A 17,271-nucleotide genomic window follows, 5' to 3' on the forward strand; every position below is an offset into this window, starting at 1 on the left:
TTCCGGCTGGCCGGATGGGTGCGGGCTGATCGGTGTTCGGGCTGGGCGGTGTGCGGGTCAGGCGGCGCGAGGGTCAGGCCTCTGGGCGGCTGCGCGACCGGACGGCGCGCGACCGGGCCGACGAACCGCCGACCCGACCGCACCCGGCCTCCTACGGGACGAGCGCGATGCCCGTGCGAGCCGACAGATCCGTCCACATCGCCGTCATCTGGGTCGGGGACAGCGCTGCCTTGAACGGGAACAGGCCGTAGACGTCACCGCTGAAGTGCACGTTGCGATACCAGCGGAAGTAGCCGATGTTGACGTGGTCGTCGTGCGCCATCGGGATGATCGAATTCGTCGCCGGCGTCGACGCGATCTGCTTGCCGTCGACCCACGAGGTGCGCGCGCCGCCGGCCTGCCACCTGACCGCGTAGATGTGCCACTTCGTCGGATCGGTGCCGAGCGCCTGGGCCACCGTCCCCTCAGCGCTCATCCCCCATCCACCGCTCTCGTTGCCGATGCTGACGTAGTCGGTCAGCACCCAGCTCAGCAGACGCTGCATCCCGGCGACATTCGTCGGCTTCGCCACGAAGAAGGTCGTGAACCCCGTGATGTTCGCGATCGGCGAGACCGCATCCATCCGGCTCTTGTTGAAGCGGAGCACCGGCTGGCCCGCGAGACCGTTGAGGACGAGCTGCGGATAGTCGCTGAGCTGCGTCGGGAGCGGTGCACCCGTCGGCCCGTTCTGATTCTTCTCGCCGACGACCTGCCCGGCGTCGCGCCGAGCGGGCGACTGGTCGAAGATCGTCTTGACCGTGACCGTGCTGCCGCCGGCCCACGCCGTGATGGCCGCGTTGTCGAGGGCGTCAGAGGTCCCCGATGCATACGGGAACGACTGTTCGGTGCCATCGCTCGCTCGCCGGAGCGTGAGGCCGTTGCCGGCGAACGGACTGAAGACGCGCGTCGCCGCGAGCACGTTGAGCAGTGCGGCGTCCGGGATGGCTGAGAAGGCATCGGTCCTCGTTGAGAACCCGACCGGTTCCGGATCGGTGAGGCCAGCGGAGTTCGTCGTCGCGATCGCGTAGCTCGCCACACCGCTCGGGGTGTACGTGAAGGTGCCGAGGCCGTTGAAGCCCGGGGCGAGAGTGATGGACGTCGGCGAGAACGTCCCGCCCGCGCCGCCGTCGTTCGGGGTCACCGTCACGGCGGTGGAGATGAGCCCGCGGTAGTCGACCGTGAACGGCGCAGACGCCGTCCCTGCGGTTCCACGGTTCGGACCGGTGAGCAGGTAGTTCGTCGGCTGCGCACCTCCGGAGTACTTGGTGAGGACCGCCATCTGCACGGTGTCGACCTCGCCCGTCGGTTCAACGCCGAGCGGATAGCTCCGGAAGAAGCCACCAGCGGACCAGTAGGTCACGGGGACGCCGTTCGCCTGCGCGTAGGCGAGCGCGTGATCGAGCGCGATCAGCCAGTTCGGGTGCGTGTTCGGCGCACCCGTCTCACCGATGTGGCCGCGGAATCCGTTCGTCTGCAACCAGTTGACGAATCCGACGAGACGGTTCTTGCCCGTGTCGACATCCAGAACGCCGACCGGCCACTTGAGCAGGTCTCCGGCGGCCACTTCCGTGTCCCAATTGAAGAATCCGCCGGAGGAGTCACGGTCGTAGTACATGTGCGCCGAGTAGATGATGTTGTCGCTCGGGTCGATGATGTTGAGCGATGCGTTGACGGTCGCCCAGGACGCGGATGACGACCAGTGATCTCCTTCGACATAGATCGGCGTCGTCGTGTCCACCAGTCGAATCGCGTCGACGGCAGCCTGCGCCGCAGTCGGCCACGCCGACGGTGACGGCATGTCGTGCGGCTCATTCATCAGGTCGTAGCCGTACACGCCGGTGTGACCGACGAAGACCGTTGCGAGGCGACTCCACACATCCGCGAGCGCACTCGTGGGCGTCTCCGGCATACCGAACGGGATGTTGTTGAAGCGCCCGTAGTTGTGGTTGTCCAGCATGATCGTAATCCCGATGCTGGCCGCGATGTCGGCGACGCTCTGCAGATACCCGAGGTACGCGGTGTCGAGCGGGCCGCCGAGCACGGGCTGCAGACGCTCCCATTTGAACGGGACGCGGACATGGGTCATACCGCGCTTCTGGTAGTGCTCGAGCTGCTTCTGGGTCGGAACGATGTAGTGCGTGTTGACCTCGCCGGGGATCACATCGCCCGTCGATTCCAGACCGGCCGCATTGACCCCCATCGTGAAGTCCCAGGTGTCGAGCGTGTCCGCCCTGGCGAAGGCCGGTCGTTCGACGCCGATGAGGGCGACTGCCGCCGCTGCTCCCGCCACCCCGAGGACGGTCCTGCGGCTGACGCCGCGCACCGGCTCACCGCCGGCCGGTTCCGAGCTGCCCGTATGTGATTCGTGGTTCACGATCTCCTCCTTGAGACGCTGCCGTGCGGATCTCGTCCGCTCCGTCGCAACTCAACCACTTAATGCCTTAAGTAGTCAACCACCCCCTCCCGACGGCCGCCGAGGTGAGGCTTCCCGTCGTTTTGGCAGCCCGAAAACTACCGGAAGCCTCACCTCGGCGGCCTGGGCAGGGTCGGAGGCGGGCGACTACTTGACGCTGCCGGAGGTCAGGCCGGCCACGAGCCAGCGCTGCAGGAAGGCTGCGGCCGCGAAGACGGGGATGACACCGATGAGCGACGCGGCCGCGATCTTCCCGAAGTCCTGGATCCGCTCGCCCAGCATGAGCGACAGGACGACCGGAACGGTCTGCGCATCCGGACCCTGCGTCAGGAACGTCGCGAGGACGAACTCGTTGTAGTTGAGCACCGCGACGATCACACCCACTGCGACGAGACCAGGGGTGAGCAGCGGCGTCACGATGCTGAACAGCACCCGGAACGCACCCGCACCGTCCAACTGCGCGGCCTCATCGAGCTCCACCGGCAGCTTCCGCACGAAGCCCTCCAACAACCACACGGCCACGGCGGTGTTCGCGAACGCGTACACGAGCGTGAGCCCGGCGAGCGTGTTGTTGAGGCCGAGGATGCGCAGGAGCGTGAAGATCGGGATGACGGCGACGATGGGTGGCAAGAGCCACGGGCTGAGGATCGTCCCGGCAAGCGTCTTCCCGCCTGTCCGGTAGCGCACCATCGCCCAGGCCGCCGGAAGGGCGAACGCGAGTGTGAGGACGGCGCCGAGGATCGCCGCGATGAGCGAGTTCACGATGCCACGAGGCAGATTCGACTGCCCGAACGCAGCAGCCCAGTTGCCCCACACGGGGTTGGTCGGGAAGAGGATGCCGGATGCGACGTCGGCACGCGACATCACGGAGACCGAGATCAGGTAGACGATCGGTACCAGCGTGAACACGAGGGCGACGACGAGGAACGCGACCGCGCCGGGCGTGCGACGGGGACGGGTGCGGCGCGGGAGGCGAGTGCGGGAGGAGCGCCCTTCGACAAGCTCAGGGACCGGAGGAATACGCCCTTCGACGGGCTCAGGGACCGGAGTCACAGAGCTGCGGGCCGAACCGGTCGCTGAGCTTGTCGAAGCGTCGAGCCCTTCGACAGGCTCAGGGACCGGGGAGCGCCCTTCGACGAGCTCGGGGGACGGGGAATGCTCAGTCATTGTGGAGCCTCCTCGTGATCGCGACGATCGGCAGCGTCACCACGGTCACGACCACCGCCAGGAGGAGCGTGATCGTCGCCGCCCGCCCCAGGTCGAACTGCTGCAGCGCCGCCTGGTAGATCAGGTAGGACGGGGTCGTCGTGGACGTGCCCGGACCGCCCGACGTCATGATGTAGATGAGGTCGAAGACCTTGAACGCGAGCACCACACGGATGAGGAACGCTGCGGCGACGGTGCCGGCGATCGCGGGGAGCGTGATGTGGCGGAAGAGGCGCCAGCCGTGCGCGCCGTCGAGGTTCGCGGCCTCGGTCACTTCCGGGCTCTGCCCGAGCAGGGCGGCGAAGACGAGGAGGGTGATGAGCGGTGTCCACTCCCAGACGTCCGCGACGGCCACGCCCCCGAGCGCGAACACGGGCGAAGCGAGCACGGAGACCGGTTCACCCGAGTAGCCGAACAGCCCGATGACCGTGTTCAGGAGGCCGCCGGACGGGTTGAAGATGAGCTTCCACAGGATGCCGACGACGACGGGCGGCGTGATGAGCGGCAGCAGGAGGAGCGTGCGGACGAGCGATCCGGCGCGCACGGTCCGGAAGAGCGCCACGGCCACGGCGACGCCGAGGACGACGCTCGCTGCACCGACACCGAGCGCGTAGAGGACGTTGCGGACGAGCGATGCCGTGACATCGCTGTTCGTCAACGCCTCGCTGAAGTTCGCTGTGCCCACCCACGATTGGAAGGGCTTCCCGAGGCTCGACTCGCTGAACGCGGCGAGCGCGATGAAGACGAGCGGGTACACCCCGAGGACGATGAGCGCGAGCACACCAGGGGTGACGAACGCACGATGCGCCCACCGGCCGCCCGACGCGGCCCCGCCGCTCAGCCTCGGACGCGTGCTGCGTCCGGGGCCGGGGCGGGTGCCGCGCGGGTCGACCGCTGGGCGCACCGACGTGGCGAGGCTATTTGCCAAGAACGTCTTCCCACTTCTTCTGCACGGTGTCGAGCGTCTGCTGTGCAGTGCCGCCCTGGCCGGCGAGGAGCTTCGCGAGCTCATCGGTGAGGATCTGGGCGAGTTCCGTGGCGTGCTTGCCCGTCGGCCAGGCGAGTGCGCCATTGAGCGTCGCACGGTTGGCTTCCTGGATGGCCGGGAACTCCTTGCCGTAGGTCTCGTCGTTCAGCGAGGACTCGCGGTTCGGGTCGATGCCGGTGGGCGGGGTGGCCGTGAGGAGCTTGGCGTTGACCTCGCTCGAGGAGGCCCACTTGATGAACGCCTTCGAGAGTTCGGTCTTCTTCGTGTTGGCGGCGATGACCCAGCTGAAGCCGGCGACGAGCGACGCGCGGGAGGTCGTGTTGGAGCCGCCGGTCGGCAGGAAGCTCACGCCCCACTTGCCGGCCACTTCGGAACCGCTCGAGGGGTCCTCGGAGCGGACGCCGAGGTCGGTCCAGTTCTCGATGAAGCCGACCTTGCCCGCGAACCAGGCGCTGTTGCCGGCGCCGAAGTCGGTCTCCGCGGGCGTCGGGAGGGCGTAGGGGTTCACATCCACGAGCGCCTGCGCGGCCTGAACGGCCTCGGGCGAGTTGATGACGGGCTTGCCGTCCTTGTCGAGGAACTCTCCACCGAATCCGGCGAGACGGTTCGCGAACGCGGCGCCGAGGATGAGCGGCGACTTCTGACCGAAGACCGCGGCGCCGTAGACGCCGTTCGCGGACTCGTTCTGCGTGATCAGCTTCGTGTCGGCGAGGTACTCGTCCCAGGTCTTCGGCGGCTCGGTGATGCCGTTCCGCGCGAGGATCTCCTTGTTGTAGAAGAGCACGTGGGTGTCGCCGTCGAAGGGCAGGCCGTAGCGCTTGCCGTCGACGAGGCTGTACGGGTCGTAGATCGCGGGGATGAAGTCCTTGGTGTCGATGTCCTTGTCGGTCTTGATCCAGTCGGTGAGGTCCTGGATGGCGCCGTCAGACGCGAGGTCGCCGAGCGACACGTACCAGGGGGCTGCGACGTCGATCGTGTCTGCGCCGGACTGCTGGTCGAGCGCGAGCTTCGAACCGATCTCGTCATAGGGGACGATGACCGGGTTGATCTTCGCGCCGGTCTTCTTCTCGAACTCCTTCGCGAGCCACTTCGAAGCGCCCTCGTGCGAGGAGATCATCAGGACGGTGAGCTCTTGACCCGTGAAGCTGCCGTCGGCGTTGGCGACGGCATCGGCTCCCGTCGAGCAGCCCGAGAGGGCCACGGCGGTCACGGCGGCGATGGCCGGAATGGTCGTGCGGAGGATGCGGCGCGTGCGCTCGGCGCGGCTCCTGGGGGCGGAACTCGTCATGCTGGGTCTCCTGGGGGATGGATGCATCGGCGGGGCAGCCTGCTGTGCTGCGGTGTTGGGGGTCCTCGGAATGTACGGCCACGGCGGGCCCGACGCCTACTCCCCGCGTCATGAAACGACATGGTGGACGCCAACATGTCGTTACGTTGCAGGCTTCGCGCGCGTGCGCGAACCTCGGTGCTAGCTTCGTGGGCACGACGGCCCTCTCGGTCGTCGTCTGGCGTCTCCCCCGGCTCGCCCGAACGACCATCCCCACCATCCAGGCGGTTTTCCCTGTGACCCAACGCATCATCCTGAACGCCTTCGACATGAGCTGCGTGACCCACCAGGCACCCGGCCTGTGGCGCCACCCGGACACGCAGGCGCACCGGTACAACGACATCGACTACTGGATCGATCTCGCCAAGCTCCTCGAACGCGGCACCTTCGACGCGCTCTTCATCGCCGATGTCGTCGGTATCTACGACGTGTACCGCCACTCGGCCGCGACCGCGCTGACCGACTCGGCGCAGATCCCCGTCGGCGACCCGATCGTCCAGGTGTCCGCGATGGCGAAGGCGACCGAGCACCTCGGCTTCGGCATCACCGTCGCCTCGACCTATGAGCTGCCCTATGCGCTCGCCCGTCGTTTCTCGACCCTCGACCACTTCTCGAACGGCCGCGTCGGCTGGAACGTCGTCACCTCCTACCTGGACTCCGCGGCGAAGAACCTCGGCCTCGGCACGCAGATCGCGCACGACGACCGGTACGGCATCGGCGAAGAGTTCCTCGACGTCACCTACAAGCTGTGGGAGGGATCGTGGGAGGACGACGCGGTCATCATCGACCGTGAGAACGGCGTCTACACGGATCCCACCAAGGTGCACCCCATCAACCACGACGGCGTCCACTTCCAGGTGCCCGGCATCCACCTCTCCGAGCCGAGCCCGCAGCGCACCCCCGTCATCTTCCAGGCCGGCGCATCGCCCCGCGGACGCGAGTTCGCCGCGAAGCACGGCGAAGCGGTGTTCATCAACGGTCTCCAGCCGGAACTCACCCGCCGCGTGACCGACGACATCCGCGACCGCGCCGAGCAGATCGGACGCCCGCGCGAGAGCGTCAAGATCCTCACCCTCGCGACCGTCATCGTCGCCGAGACCGATGAGGCGGCGCAGGCCAAGTACGACGACTACCGCCAGTACGTGAGCCTCGACGGAGCCCTCGCCCTGTACGGCGGCTGGTCCGGCCTCGACCTCTCGCAGTTCGATCCGGACGCGCCGCTCAAGTACATCGACACCGATGCTGCGCGGTCCGCCCTCTCGATCTTCACCCTCGCCGACCCCGACCGGGAGTGGACGCCGCGCGACATCGCCGCGTACGTCGGCATCGGCGGCATCGGTCCGGTCATCATCGGCAGCCCGACGACCGTTGCGGACGAGCTGGAACGCTGGGTGGAGGTCGGCGGCATCGACGGCTTCAACCTCGCCTACGTCGTCACGCCCGGCACGTTCGAAGACGTCGTCGACCTCCTCGTCCCCGAGCTGCGCCGCCGCGGCCGCGTGTGGGACGAGTACCCGGAAGGCACCCTCCGCGGGCGCCTCAACGGCACCGGCTCCCCCGTCATCCCCGAATGGCACCCCGCCCACGAGTACCGCGGCGCGTACATCGGCAAGCCGAGCGCAGCCGACGACACCGCACCGTCCCTGTTCGGCGAGGCGACCGCCTACGCCATCGAAGGAGCATCATGAGCACGACTGACACCACCACTGCCATTCCGGTCCCTGAGGGCGGAGCCCCGGTCCCTGAGGGCGGAGCCCCGGTCCCTGAGGGCGGAGCCCCGGTCCCTGAGGGCGGAGCCCCGGTCCCTGAGGGCGGAGCCCCGGTCCCTGAGCTTGTCGAAGGGGTCGAAGGGGTCGAAGGGGTCGAAGGGCGCACTTCGACAGGCTCAGTGACCGGGACCGGATCAGTGACCGGGACCGGGTCCGCCCGCTCGTACTGGACCGGCCAGGCCGATGCCGCCGAGCTCGCGCACTGGGACGCCGTCGCGACCGAGGTCGCCGCGAAGCTCGCCGTCGACGCGCTCGAACGCGACCGCGCCAACCTCGACCCGACCGCTGAACTCGACCTCCTCCGCGACGCGGGCCTCGTGAACCTCCTCGACCCGGCCGAGTTCGGCGGCGGAGGCGGACACTGGGAGAGTGCGTTCCGCGCGATCCGCATCCTGTCGCGCGCCGACGCATCGGTCGCCCAGGTCCTCGCCTACCACTACATCAACTCGGGCAACATCGGCTTCGCGACCGACCCGGCCAAGCAGGCGGACTGGTACCGGAAGACGATCGACGGCCGGTGGATCTGGGGCGACTCGGTCAACCCGACCGACCCCAACCTCGAGCTCGTCCCCGAGGACGGCGGCTACCGTCTCAACGGCCTCAAGCGCTTCTCGACGGGCGCATCGGCGGGCGACATCGTCCTCGTCAACGCCGTGGTGAAGGGCGGCGACCTCGACGGTCGCTTCCTCTTCTTCGCACTCGACCACGACCGCGCCGGCGTCACCTACCTGGGCGACTGGGATGCACTCGGCCAGCGCCTGTCGGCGAGCGGATCGGTGCGATTCGAGGACGTACGCGTCGAGGAGGCAGACGTCCTCGGCGTCGGCGGAGACGAACCGTTCTCCACGCTGATCACCCCCGGCATCCAGCTCGCCTTCGGCAACCTGTACCTCGGCATCGCAGAGGGTGCGCTCGCGCAGGGAACGGAACTCGTCCGCGCCCGCAAGAACGCCTGGTTCCTGAGCTCGGCGGAGACCTACCGCGACGACCCGTTCGTGCAGCGCGTCGTCGGCGAGTTCGTCGCGAACATCGCCGCCGTCGAAGCACTCGCCGACCGCGTCGGCGCTCGCTTCGACGCCGTCGTCGCCAAGGGGGCGGCCGTGACCGCTGAGGACCGCGGGGCGCTCGCCATCGAGATCGCCAAGCTCAAGGTCGTGTCCAACGAGCTCGGCATCGACGTCTCCAACCGCATCTTCGAGGTGACCGGTTCCAGCTCCGCGAAGGCGAGCGTCGGCCTCGACCTGTACTGGCGGAACGTGCGCACGCACTCCCTCCACGACCCGGTCGACTTCAAGAAGCTCGAGGTCGGCGCCCACCACCTGAACGGCGAATTCCAGCCGATCTCCCTCTACACGTGAGCCTGGGCGAGACGATGACGGACACCAGTACGACGACGGCCTCGGTCCCTGAGCCTGTCGAAGGGCACCACGCCAACACTTCGACAAGCTCAGCGACCGGAACAGTGAACTCAGTGACCACCCCGGTCCCTGAGCCTGTCGAAGGGCGCACTTCGACAAGCTCAGCGACCGGATCAGGAGGCTTAGCGGCAGGATCAGGAGGCTCAGCGGCCGGATCAGGAGGCTCAGCGACCGGGCCCGCCGACGCCTTCACCGCAGCACGCGAGCGTCTCCTCCCGGTCTTCGCGGACATCGCCGCGACGGCCGTCGAACGCGAACAGGAGCACCGCCTCCCCCGCGACGAGGTCCGTGCACTCGCCTCCGCCGGCTTCGGCTCGCTGCGCGTCCCCGCGGAACTCGGCGGCGCAGGCTTGAGCATCGTGCAGCTCGCCGAGCTCCTCATCGAGCTCGCGGCGGCCGATGCGAACCTTCCGCAGATCTTCCGTGGGCACATCGCGTTCGTCGAGGACCAACTCGTCGCCCCGACGAGTGAGTCGCGCGACCGGTGGCTGCGGCGCTTCGTCGACGGCGAGCTCGTCGGCAACGCGTGGAGCGAGATCGGCGCCGGCGCGATCGGCGTCTCCGGCACCGTGGTGTCCAACGCGACGACCGCGGTCGGCGCCATCGACCCGGAACGCCTCGTCATCGCCGGCCGCAAGTTCTATACGACCGGCAGCATCTACGGCGACTGGATCGATGCCACGGCACGCGCCGAGATCGACGGCCTCCCGCCCGTGGACGCGACCGTCCTCGTCAGGGCCGACCAGCCCGGCGTGACCATCCTCGACGACTGGGACGGCTTCGGCCAGCAGCTGACGGGCACCGGGACGCTCATCTTCGACAACGCCGAGGTCGAGCGCGTCGAGCTGCGCGCCTTCGACGACCGGTTCCGCTACCAGACGGCGCTCTACCAGTTGACGCTCGTATCCGTGCTCGCGGGCATCGCGGCTGCCGTCGAACGCGATGCGGGCCAGCAGATCCGCGAACGCACGCGCGTGTACAGCCACGGCCTCGCACCGCTCGCGAAGGACGACGGTCAGATCCAGGCAGTCGTCGGTGAGATCTCGTCCATCGCGTTCGTCGCGAAGCAGACCGTCCTCGGTGTGGCGACCGCGGTCGATGCCGCGGCCGCGCTCGCGGTGGACCCCTCGGTCGAGCGCGACTCGGCCGCAGACCTCGCGGTGAACATCGAAGCGGAGATCCGTTCGGCCCAGGCGCAGGTGCTGCTCTCCGAGCTCGTGCCCCGTGCCGCGACCGTCCTGTTCAACACGCTCGGCGCGTCGGCCGTGAGCCGTTCGAAGGACCTCGACCGGCACTGGCGGAACGCGCGTGTCGTCGCATCGCACAACCCCGTCATCTACAAGGCGCGGATCATCGGCGACTGGTCGATCAACGGCACACCGCCGCCCTACATCTGGCAGATCGGTACGGCGGTCCCCTCGGCCACGTAGTCGTCCGCAGACCTCGTCCAGCCCGCGATTCGTCGTTCGTCGCTGCGCCAGTCCTTCTGGAGCAGCATCGGGCCACGGGTCGCGGGCTGCGTCGTCGGCTGCGTCGTCGGCGGTGTCGTCGGCCGGACGGGTACAGCTCGAGGGCGCAGATCGACAGGCTGCCAGGGCGCCTCGTCAGACCAGCAGGTCAGGGCAGGTCGAGCGATTCGAGTGCACGGAGCTGGCGACGGAGCGCGACCTGTCGGAACGAGGTGTCGATCAGCTCGGCGATGAGCGTCCAGTCCGCGGCGTCGACGTCCTCGTCGCCCACACCGGCGTCGAACGCGAGCTTCCCGGACGGCCCGTCGTAGGGCGGTGACCACACCCGCGGATCGTTCAGCCACGTCTGTCGCTCGAGCGGGTCCGGCGTGAACGTGATGCTGTGCGGGATCTCCATCATCGAGCCGATGCGGACGAAGACCTTGCCGGACGCACCCGCCTTGAACACGGGACGGCCGTGGGAGAAGACCTCGGTGGCCTCCGGGTAGCGCACGGCCATCGCGCGGACCCGTTCGACGAACGGATCGCCCGGCGCGTGCACGATCGGATGTTCCATGCGGACGAAACTACTCCGGCCACGCGGCCCGCGCCATCACCCGTTCGCTCGCTCCGGTCAGGCGGCGTCGGGAGCCGGGGCCGGGGTCTCGACCGGGCAGTGCAGCTGCGTGCGCGGACCGGTGCGGTCGATCTCGTGCTCGGACATGAGGTGCCCGCACAGGGGGCAGTTGGATCCGGACGTCGGCGGCAACGGCTCCTCGCCGTATGGACCGAGCGGCGGCGGACCGATGTACGGCAGCATCTTGGCGTTGGCCCAGTTGTAGAAGCCACCCGCTTCGCGGACGGCCTGTCGGAACGTTTTGCGCTCACTCATATAGTTAGTGTACTAAGCATTTGGGTACGATGGAACCATGACGACCACAGACATCGATCTCCTGAAGCTCGAGAACCAGGTGTGCTTCGCCCTCGCCGTCGCCTCGCGCAGTGTGATCGCGCTGTATCGGCCCATCCTCGAACCCCTCGGCCTCACGCATCCCCAGTACCTCGTGATGCTCGCGCTCTGGGAGGAGAGCCCCCGATCCGTGAAGGGGCTCGGCGAGGCGCTCCAGCTCGAACCGGCGACGCTCTCCCCGCTCCTCAAGCGACTCGAGGCGTCGGGGCTGGTGCGTCGTGTGCGCAGCACGGTCGACGAGCGGCTCCTCGAGATCACCCTCACCGCGGAGGGCGCCGCGCTCCGGGAGCAGGCGGAGGAGATCCCGCCGCGCGTCATGTCCGAGCTCGGGATGTCCGCCGAGGAGCTCGCCCGCATGCGCGAGATGCTGCACTCCGTCATCGCCGCCGCCACCGACTGAGACGGCCTCGCCCCACCCCTGCTCTACCCGGCCGGCCCCGGTCACTGAGCCCCACACCCGGTCACTGAGCCTTTCAACCGGTCGCTGAGCCCCACACCCGGTCACTGAGCCTGTCGAAGTGTCGAGCACAACTCCTTCGATTTCGACACTCCCGATCAGCAGTTCCCCGGAATTCCGGGGTTCCGCCCGACCGCCGTTGTCGAATCGAAGGAGTTATGCGTGATGGGAGGGCGGCGGGGCCGCGGGTCAAGCGCGCTCGTTGTAGCGAGCCGAACCGAACCCGATGATGAAGTAGCCGATGAACGGGATCAGGAACAGCAGGAAGAACGAGAACACGCCGCCCTTGCCGAACTTGCGGCCGATGTCGAACGCGATGACGATCGCGACGATGATGTTCACGATCGGGATGATGTAGAGCAGGATCAACCAACCGGTCCGGCCCGCGATGCGGATGAGGATGAACAGGTTGACGATCGGGATGATCGCGAGGATCCCCGGACGGCCCGCCTTGGAGAAGACGCTCCACAGGGCGATGACGGTGATGACGTAGAACACGAACCCGCCGAAGCCACCCACGTTCTGCAGCTGGGTGATCGAGGTGTCGGACGTGATGTCGGTCGCGAAAGCGGACAACGTGGACATGCTGCTCCAATTCGACCCGGGATCGGCGGGCACAGCGCGAGTCTATTGAACAGGTGGTGGGTGCGGGTGGAGGCACTTCGACGAGCTCAGTGACCGGAACGATCGGTCCCTGAGCCGGTCGGAGGGTGGGGCAGAAGACAGGGCACTTCGACGAGCTCAGTGACAGGGAGGGAGACCGGTCCCTGAGCCGGTCGAAGGTCGAGGTCAGTGGTCGAGGCTCACGCGACGGGCGCCGGCGCCGCCTTTGGGTTGCGGATGCCGATGAACGAGATCACGCCGCCCACGAACATCAGCACGGCCGTCGTCGTCACGACCCTCCCGAACCCGCCCACATCGAGCGCGCCGCCCGTGATCACGCCGACGAACGCGATCGACACGAGCCCGGCGACCCGCGACACCGCGTTGTTCGCAGCCGAGCCAATCCCCGCCTGCGAGGGGTCGATCGATCCGAGGATCCCGCTCGTGAGCGGAGCGACCGTCGCCGCCAGGCCGACACCGACGAGCACGATGCCAGGCAGCAGTTGCGTCCAATAGTTCACGTCCGCCTTCGCCGTGGACATCAGGAGGAAGCCGACGCCGGCGACGATGGGCCCGAACGTCATGAACAGGCGCGGCCCGTGCACCCCCGCGAGTTTCCCGAACCAGGACGACAGCGCGAGCATCACGAGGGTCGGCGGGAGGGTCGCGATGCCTGCCGCGGTCGCTGAGAACCCGGCGGTCTGCTGCACGAACACGGCGATGGCGAAGAAGCCGAGCGAGAGGGCGCCGTAGATGAACGCCGTGGCGATGTTGCCGAAGCCGAAGTTCCGGACGCGGAAGAGCGAGAGCGGCAGCATCGGCTGCTTGTGATGGCCCTCCCACCAGAGGAACGCGGCGAAGGACAGTGCGCCGACGATGAGGGGCACGAGCACGACCGGACTCCCCCACCCGTACCGTTCCTGCTCGATGAGCGCGAAGACCGGCCCACCGAGGCCGACCGCCCCGAGAACGGCCCCGAGGACGTCGATCTTCGGCCGGTTCTCCGGTTCCGGCACCGCGTCCAGCCGGCTCATCAGCCAGATCGTGATGGCAATCGGGATGACGTTGATGCCGAAGATGAGCCGCCAGGACAACGTGTCGACGAGGACGCCGCCGAGGAGCGGGCCGGCGATCATCGCAGTGCCCGTCCAGGCCGTCCAGGTGCCGATCGCCTTCGACTGAGCGACCCCGCTGAAGCAGGAGATGATGATCGCGAGCGAGCTGGGGACGAGGAGCGCCGCCGTCCCGCCCTGCAGGAGCCTGGCGATGATGAGGACTTCCGCGGTGGGCGCGACGGCGCAGAGGATCGACGTGATCCCGAACCCGATGAGCCCGATGCGGAGGATGCGGATGCGGCCGAACGCGTCGGACAGTGAGCCCGCCAGGAGGATGAGCGCGCCGAGGGTGATGAGGTACGCGTCCACGACCCACTGCTGCACGGCGAGTCCGCCGCCGAGCTCCTTCGTCATGGCGGGGAGCGCGACGTTGACGACGGACCCGTCGAGGAAGGCCACGAACGACGCGAGGATGGCGATCACGAGGACGAGGCGTTGCTGACGGGTCATGTGCTTCAGGGTACGCCCGGCCGGCTCCCAGGTGGGCGCCTTCCGGACTTCGTACACTGGAGCGCATGGCTGCCCTGCGCTGTGGAGGACCGTCCCGACGCGGGGACGGTGTCGGAGTTCCGAACGCCGCGAGGGCGGGGATCGAAGCGTTCACCCAGCCGACCCCCTCCGGCCCGTCTGCCCCGTTCCCTCGCTCGACGGGCCGCGTCCGATGAACGGCCTCTGGTGGCTGCCCTCACTCGTCGTGTTCGGCGGGGCCGCCCTCGTCGTGTGGCTCGTCGCCTCGTTCTTCCGGCGGAAGTCGCCGCGCACCCCCACGGCGTCGATCGACGATCTGCACCGCCGCGCCGGCATCGCCCTCGTCCGCACCGACGACCTCATCCGTGAGGCGGAGGACGAGGTCGGATTCGCCGAGGCCGAGTTCGGCCGGGAGGCGTCGCGCGCGTATGCGGCGGCCGTCGCATCGGCCAGATCGTCGATCCGCGAGGCCTTCCAACTGCGGCAGGCGCTCGAGGATGAGATCCCGGACACCGATGCGCAGCGCCGCCAGTGGAATGAGCGGATCACGCAGATCTGCACCGATGTGGAGCGGACGCTCGCCGAACAGGTGCGGGCGTTCAGCGATCGGCGGAGCGTCGAACGATCTGCTCCCGATCGCGTCGACGAGCTGCGCGCCAGGCTCGACGCCGCCGGCGAACGCCTGACCGCCACCGGTCTCTCGCTCGCGAGCCTCGCCTCGCGCATCGCCGCATCGGCCCTCGCCGACGCCTCCGACGTGCGGCGCCAGGCGAAGGAGGCCGCGGACACCGCCGCCGCCGAACTGCAACGCGCGACCGACCGCATCGCCGGGAACCTGCCTGCTGCGGACCCTCTCGACCGCGCCTCCCGAGCCCTGCAGCTCGCGACGACGCGCCTCGACGCCGTCGACCGCTCACTCGGCGGGATCACCGCCGCCGAAGCGGAACTCGGGCCGTTGCGCGATGCCACCCGGCGCGATCTCGCGAGCGCGGCGACCCTGCGCGACGGCGCGAGTCGGCCGGAAACGGTCGATGTCATCGCCCGCGCCATCGAGCGGACGGGACGCATCCTCGCCGAATCGGAGGAGCGCACACTCGCCGCTCCAGGATCCCCGCTCCCCGACCCGATCGCCGATCTCAGCCGCCTGCGGGCCACCGGAGCCGAACTGGATGCCGCGCTCGCGACGGCACGCAGCGCCCAGCAACGCCTCGCGAACGCGAGTGACGCGCTCGCCGGGGCGATGTTCGCAGCGCGCAGCCACCTCGACGTCGCGGCCGACTACATCACGGCCAACCGCTCACGCGTCGGCGCCGATGCGCGCACGCGTCTCGCGGAGGCGACCCGTCAGTTGGAACTCGCGACGGCGACCGCTGCGGACGACCCCGTCGAGGCTCTCGACATCGTGCGCCGGGCGTCGCGCATCGCCCAGGACGCCGATGCGCTCGCCAGGTACGACGCCGGGCCGCGCACGGCCCCGTTCGCGGACTGATCGTCCACGGAAGACACCAACAGCACAACACTTGTTGTAGATGCAACATCCTGGTATGTTAGGTGCCGAAGCCGCACCGATCGACCCGATCCGAGATCGACGACGGCCCGACCCGAACAGGACCCCGTGCGCACGATCATCCGCTCCGCAGCAATCGCCTTCGCGGTGGTGGGCGCATTCGTGGCCACCGTCGCACTCCTCGGCACCGTCCCGAACACACCCCTGGATCCCGAGACGATCGCGCTCATCGCAGCGACCGAGGACGGCGTCATCCGTGCACTCCTCATCGCGGGGATCGCCGTCGCCGCGGTGATCGGCGCCATCACCCTGCTCCGCATCTTCGTGGACCCCACCCCGAAGGCGCAGCGCCTCCGCGCGTGAGGGCGTCGCTCAGTTCGGAAGGATGGCCAAGAGCGCTTCGTCGAACTCCTCCTCCGTCAGCATGCCTGCTCCGCGGAGGACCGCGAGCTGCAAGAGCTGATCGGACACGGAGAGACGTTCCTGGGCCTTCCGCTCGGCGGCGGCCGCTGCCTGTTTGGCCACGAGCGCTTCATATTTCGCCTGAGACTCGACCGTGCGCTCACGCATGCGTTCGAGACGCTCGTTCTGAACCGGACCGGACATCGACGAGTCAACGACCTGCGGACAACGGAGGCACAACTCCACGAAGAACCGCGCAGCTTCCTGATGCGCTTTCGGTCGGAACACCACCTGTGTGCGACCCCGTTCCGTGCGCAGGCCGAGGTTCCCCTCTGCGAGGACGGTTCGTTCGCGGAACCGAAGTGCGATGACGTCGCTGTACGGCACCAAGCGATGAGTCGTACCCAGTGTTACTTTGCCCGAGAACGACGTTGAGACGCATTCGACGCCTTCATCCGTCAGCGTCATCGTGACGCCCACCCCGATCAGTTCCATACGATCCCCTCATCCGATTCCGCGCGCTCACACCCCGTCGAGAGGCGCACCGTCGTCCACTCTACGGAGGAGAACGGTCGCACTCAGCAGGCTCACAGGGCGGTGGGGTAAGTTCTTCTCTGAGTCCCGAAGTCGCAGCCGCTCTCAGCGTGCAGCACCAGGACCGAACGTTCCGCCCCTTCCCCACGGGCACCGTTCGCAGTCATGCTCCACGCCCCTACTCCTGGGCGTTGCAACGACTCGGCTCATCCACGATCCGATCCATCTGAAACGAGCACCATCATGTCCACTTCATTCACTTCATCAGCACCATTCATGACCGACCCGGCCAGCACGACGTCGACGTCGACGCAGACGAGCACCCGCGTGACCCGTCAGCACACGACCGACAAACTGACCTACCGCTTCGGTCTCCGCACGAGCGAACCGGCCACCGGCCGTACCGCGACCGCGACGGCACCACGCCGTCCGGCCGGGAGGACCTCCCGCCGCGCTTAAGCGCAACCACGAACGGCCCCGACGCATGCGCGTCGGGGCCGTTCTGCGTTTCAGCTCGGACGAGTCCGCCCTTCGACAGGCTCAGGGACCGGTCCGGTCGCGGTCGCGGAGCCCAATCACCGGTCATCACAGGTCACAGTCACTAGCC

Annotated in this window: 16 protein-coding genes; 7 read left to right on the forward strand and 9 right to left on the reverse strand. The window is 68.2% G+C overall.

Annotation, left to right across the window (positions count from 1 at the left end; translation table 11 throughout):
* Positions 1-151 precede the first annotated feature (151 nt).
* The 4 genes from ACQ3HB_RS00825 to ACQ3HB_RS00840 form a co-directional block, all read right to left on the reverse strand.
* Positions 152-2,413 carry a glycoside hydrolase family 5 protein gene (locus ACQ3HB_RS00825; protein WP_430916863.1) on the reverse strand — a complete coding sequence of 754 codons (2,262 nt, stop codon included), beginning with the start codon at positions 2,411-2,413 and terminating at the stop codon, positions 152-154.
* A gap of 186 nt (positions 2,414-2,599) precedes the next feature.
* The gene (locus tag ACQ3HB_RS00830; protein WP_430916865.1) at positions 2,600-3,619 is read right to left on the reverse strand and encodes a carbohydrate ABC transporter permease; all 1,020 of its coding nucleotides are present in this window, start codon (positions 3,617-3,619) and stop codon (positions 2,600-2,602) included.
* Complete coding sequence (locus ACQ3HB_RS00835) at positions 3,612-4,586, reverse strand: carbohydrate ABC transporter permease (RefSeq protein ID WP_430916867.1); 975 nt, start codon at positions 4,584-4,586, stop codon at positions 3,612-3,614. Before ACQ3HB_RS00835 ends, ACQ3HB_RS00830 begins: the two co-directional genes overlap by 8 nt.
* Positions 4,576-5,934, reverse strand: coding sequence for an ABC transporter substrate-binding protein (locus ACQ3HB_RS00840; RefSeq protein WP_430916869.1), 1,359 nt, complete (start codon positions 5,932-5,934; stop codon positions 4,576-4,578). Before ACQ3HB_RS00840 ends, ACQ3HB_RS00835 begins: the two co-directional genes overlap by 11 nt.
* A gap of 275 nt (positions 5,935-6,209) precedes the next feature.
* Between ACQ3HB_RS00840 and ACQ3HB_RS00845 the strand changes: the two genes are divergently transcribed.
* The 3 genes from ACQ3HB_RS00845 (at position 6,210) to ACQ3HB_RS00855 (ending at position 10,590) form a co-directional block, all read left to right on the forward strand.
* Positions 6,210-7,661, forward strand: coding sequence for an LLM class flavin-dependent oxidoreductase (locus ACQ3HB_RS00845; protein ID WP_430916870.1), 1,452 nt, complete (start codon positions 6,210-6,212; stop codon positions 7,659-7,661).
* Positions 7,658-9,100, forward strand: coding sequence for an acyl-CoA dehydrogenase family protein (locus ACQ3HB_RS00850; protein WP_430916872.1), 1,443 nt, complete (start codon positions 7,658-7,660; stop codon positions 9,098-9,100). The genes ACQ3HB_RS00845 and ACQ3HB_RS00850 overlap by 4 nt, the downstream gene beginning before the upstream one ends.
* Before the next feature lie 113 nt (positions 9,101-9,213).
* Entirely contained in the window at positions 9,214-10,590 is a 1,377-nt protein-coding gene (locus ACQ3HB_RS00855) for an acyl-CoA dehydrogenase family protein (RefSeq protein ID WP_430916873.1), read from the forward strand.
* A gap of 187 nt (positions 10,591-10,777) precedes the next feature.
* On the opposite strand, the gene ACQ3HB_RS00860 is transcribed toward ACQ3HB_RS00855, so the two are convergent.
* Complete coding sequence (locus ACQ3HB_RS00860) at positions 10,778-11,185, reverse strand: MmcQ/YjbR family DNA-binding protein (RefSeq protein WP_430916874.1); 408 nt, start codon at positions 11,183-11,185, stop codon at positions 10,778-10,780.
* A gap of 57 nt (positions 11,186-11,242) precedes the next feature.
* Positions 11,243-11,500: a hypothetical protein gene (locus ACQ3HB_RS00865; RefSeq protein WP_430916876.1), complete on the reverse strand. Its 258-nt coding sequence runs from the start codon at positions 11,498-11,500 to the stop codon at positions 11,243-11,245.
* Positions 11,501-11,537: 37 nt separating this feature from the next.
* Between ACQ3HB_RS00865 and ACQ3HB_RS00870 the strand changes: the two genes are divergently transcribed.
* Positions 11,538-11,978 (forward strand): MarR family winged helix-turn-helix transcriptional regulator, encoded by a 441-nt coding sequence (locus ACQ3HB_RS00870; protein ID WP_430916878.1) that lies wholly within the window; start codon positions 11,538-11,540, stop codon positions 11,976-11,978.
* A 246-nt stretch (positions 11,979-12,224) separates the two neighbouring features.
* On the opposite strand, the gene ACQ3HB_RS00875 is transcribed toward ACQ3HB_RS00870, so the two are convergent.
* Both ACQ3HB_RS00875 and ACQ3HB_RS00880 read right to left on the reverse strand, forming a co-directional pair.
* Complete coding sequence (locus ACQ3HB_RS00875; protein ID WP_430916880.1) at positions 12,225-12,620, reverse strand: DUF5684 domain-containing protein; 396 nt, start codon at positions 12,618-12,620, stop codon at positions 12,225-12,227.
* 218 nt (positions 12,621-12,838) lie between these two features.
* On the reverse strand, positions 12,839-14,203 hold the full coding sequence (locus ACQ3HB_RS00880; RefSeq protein WP_430916881.1) for an MFS transporter: 1,365 nt from the start codon (positions 14,201-14,203) through the stop codon (positions 12,839-12,841).
* Between the two features lie 211 nt (positions 14,204-14,414).
* On the opposite strand from ACQ3HB_RS00880, the gene ACQ3HB_RS00885 reads away from it, so the two are divergent.
* Positions 14,415-15,710: a hypothetical protein gene (locus ACQ3HB_RS00885; protein ID WP_430916883.1), complete on the forward strand. Its 1,296-nt coding sequence runs from the start codon at positions 14,415-14,417 to the stop codon at positions 15,708-15,710.
* Between the two features lie 126 nt (positions 15,711-15,836).
* A complete protein-coding gene (locus tag ACQ3HB_RS00890) occupies positions 15,837-16,091 on the forward strand; it encodes a hypothetical protein (protein ID WP_430916885.1) in 255 nt (84 codons plus the stop codon).
* A gap of 9 nt (positions 16,092-16,100) precedes the next feature.
* On the opposite strand, the gene ACQ3HB_RS00895 is transcribed toward ACQ3HB_RS00890, so the two are convergent.
* Positions 16,101-16,625 (reverse strand): hypothetical protein, encoded by a 525-nt coding sequence (locus tag ACQ3HB_RS00895; protein ID WP_430916886.1) that lies wholly within the window; start codon positions 16,623-16,625, stop codon positions 16,101-16,103.
* Positions 16,626-16,907: 282 nt separating this feature from the next.
* Between ACQ3HB_RS00895 and ACQ3HB_RS00900 the strand changes: the two genes are divergently transcribed.
* A complete protein-coding gene (locus ACQ3HB_RS00900) occupies positions 16,908-17,123 on the forward strand; it encodes a hypothetical protein (protein WP_430916887.1) in 216 nt (71 codons plus the stop codon).
* Positions 17,124-17,271: the final 148 nt, after the last annotated feature.

This window comes from Plantibacter lichenum (assembly GCF_050587525.1).
Classification (GTDB): Bacteria; Actinomycetota; Actinomycetes; order Actinomycetales; family Microbacteriaceae; genus Plantibacter.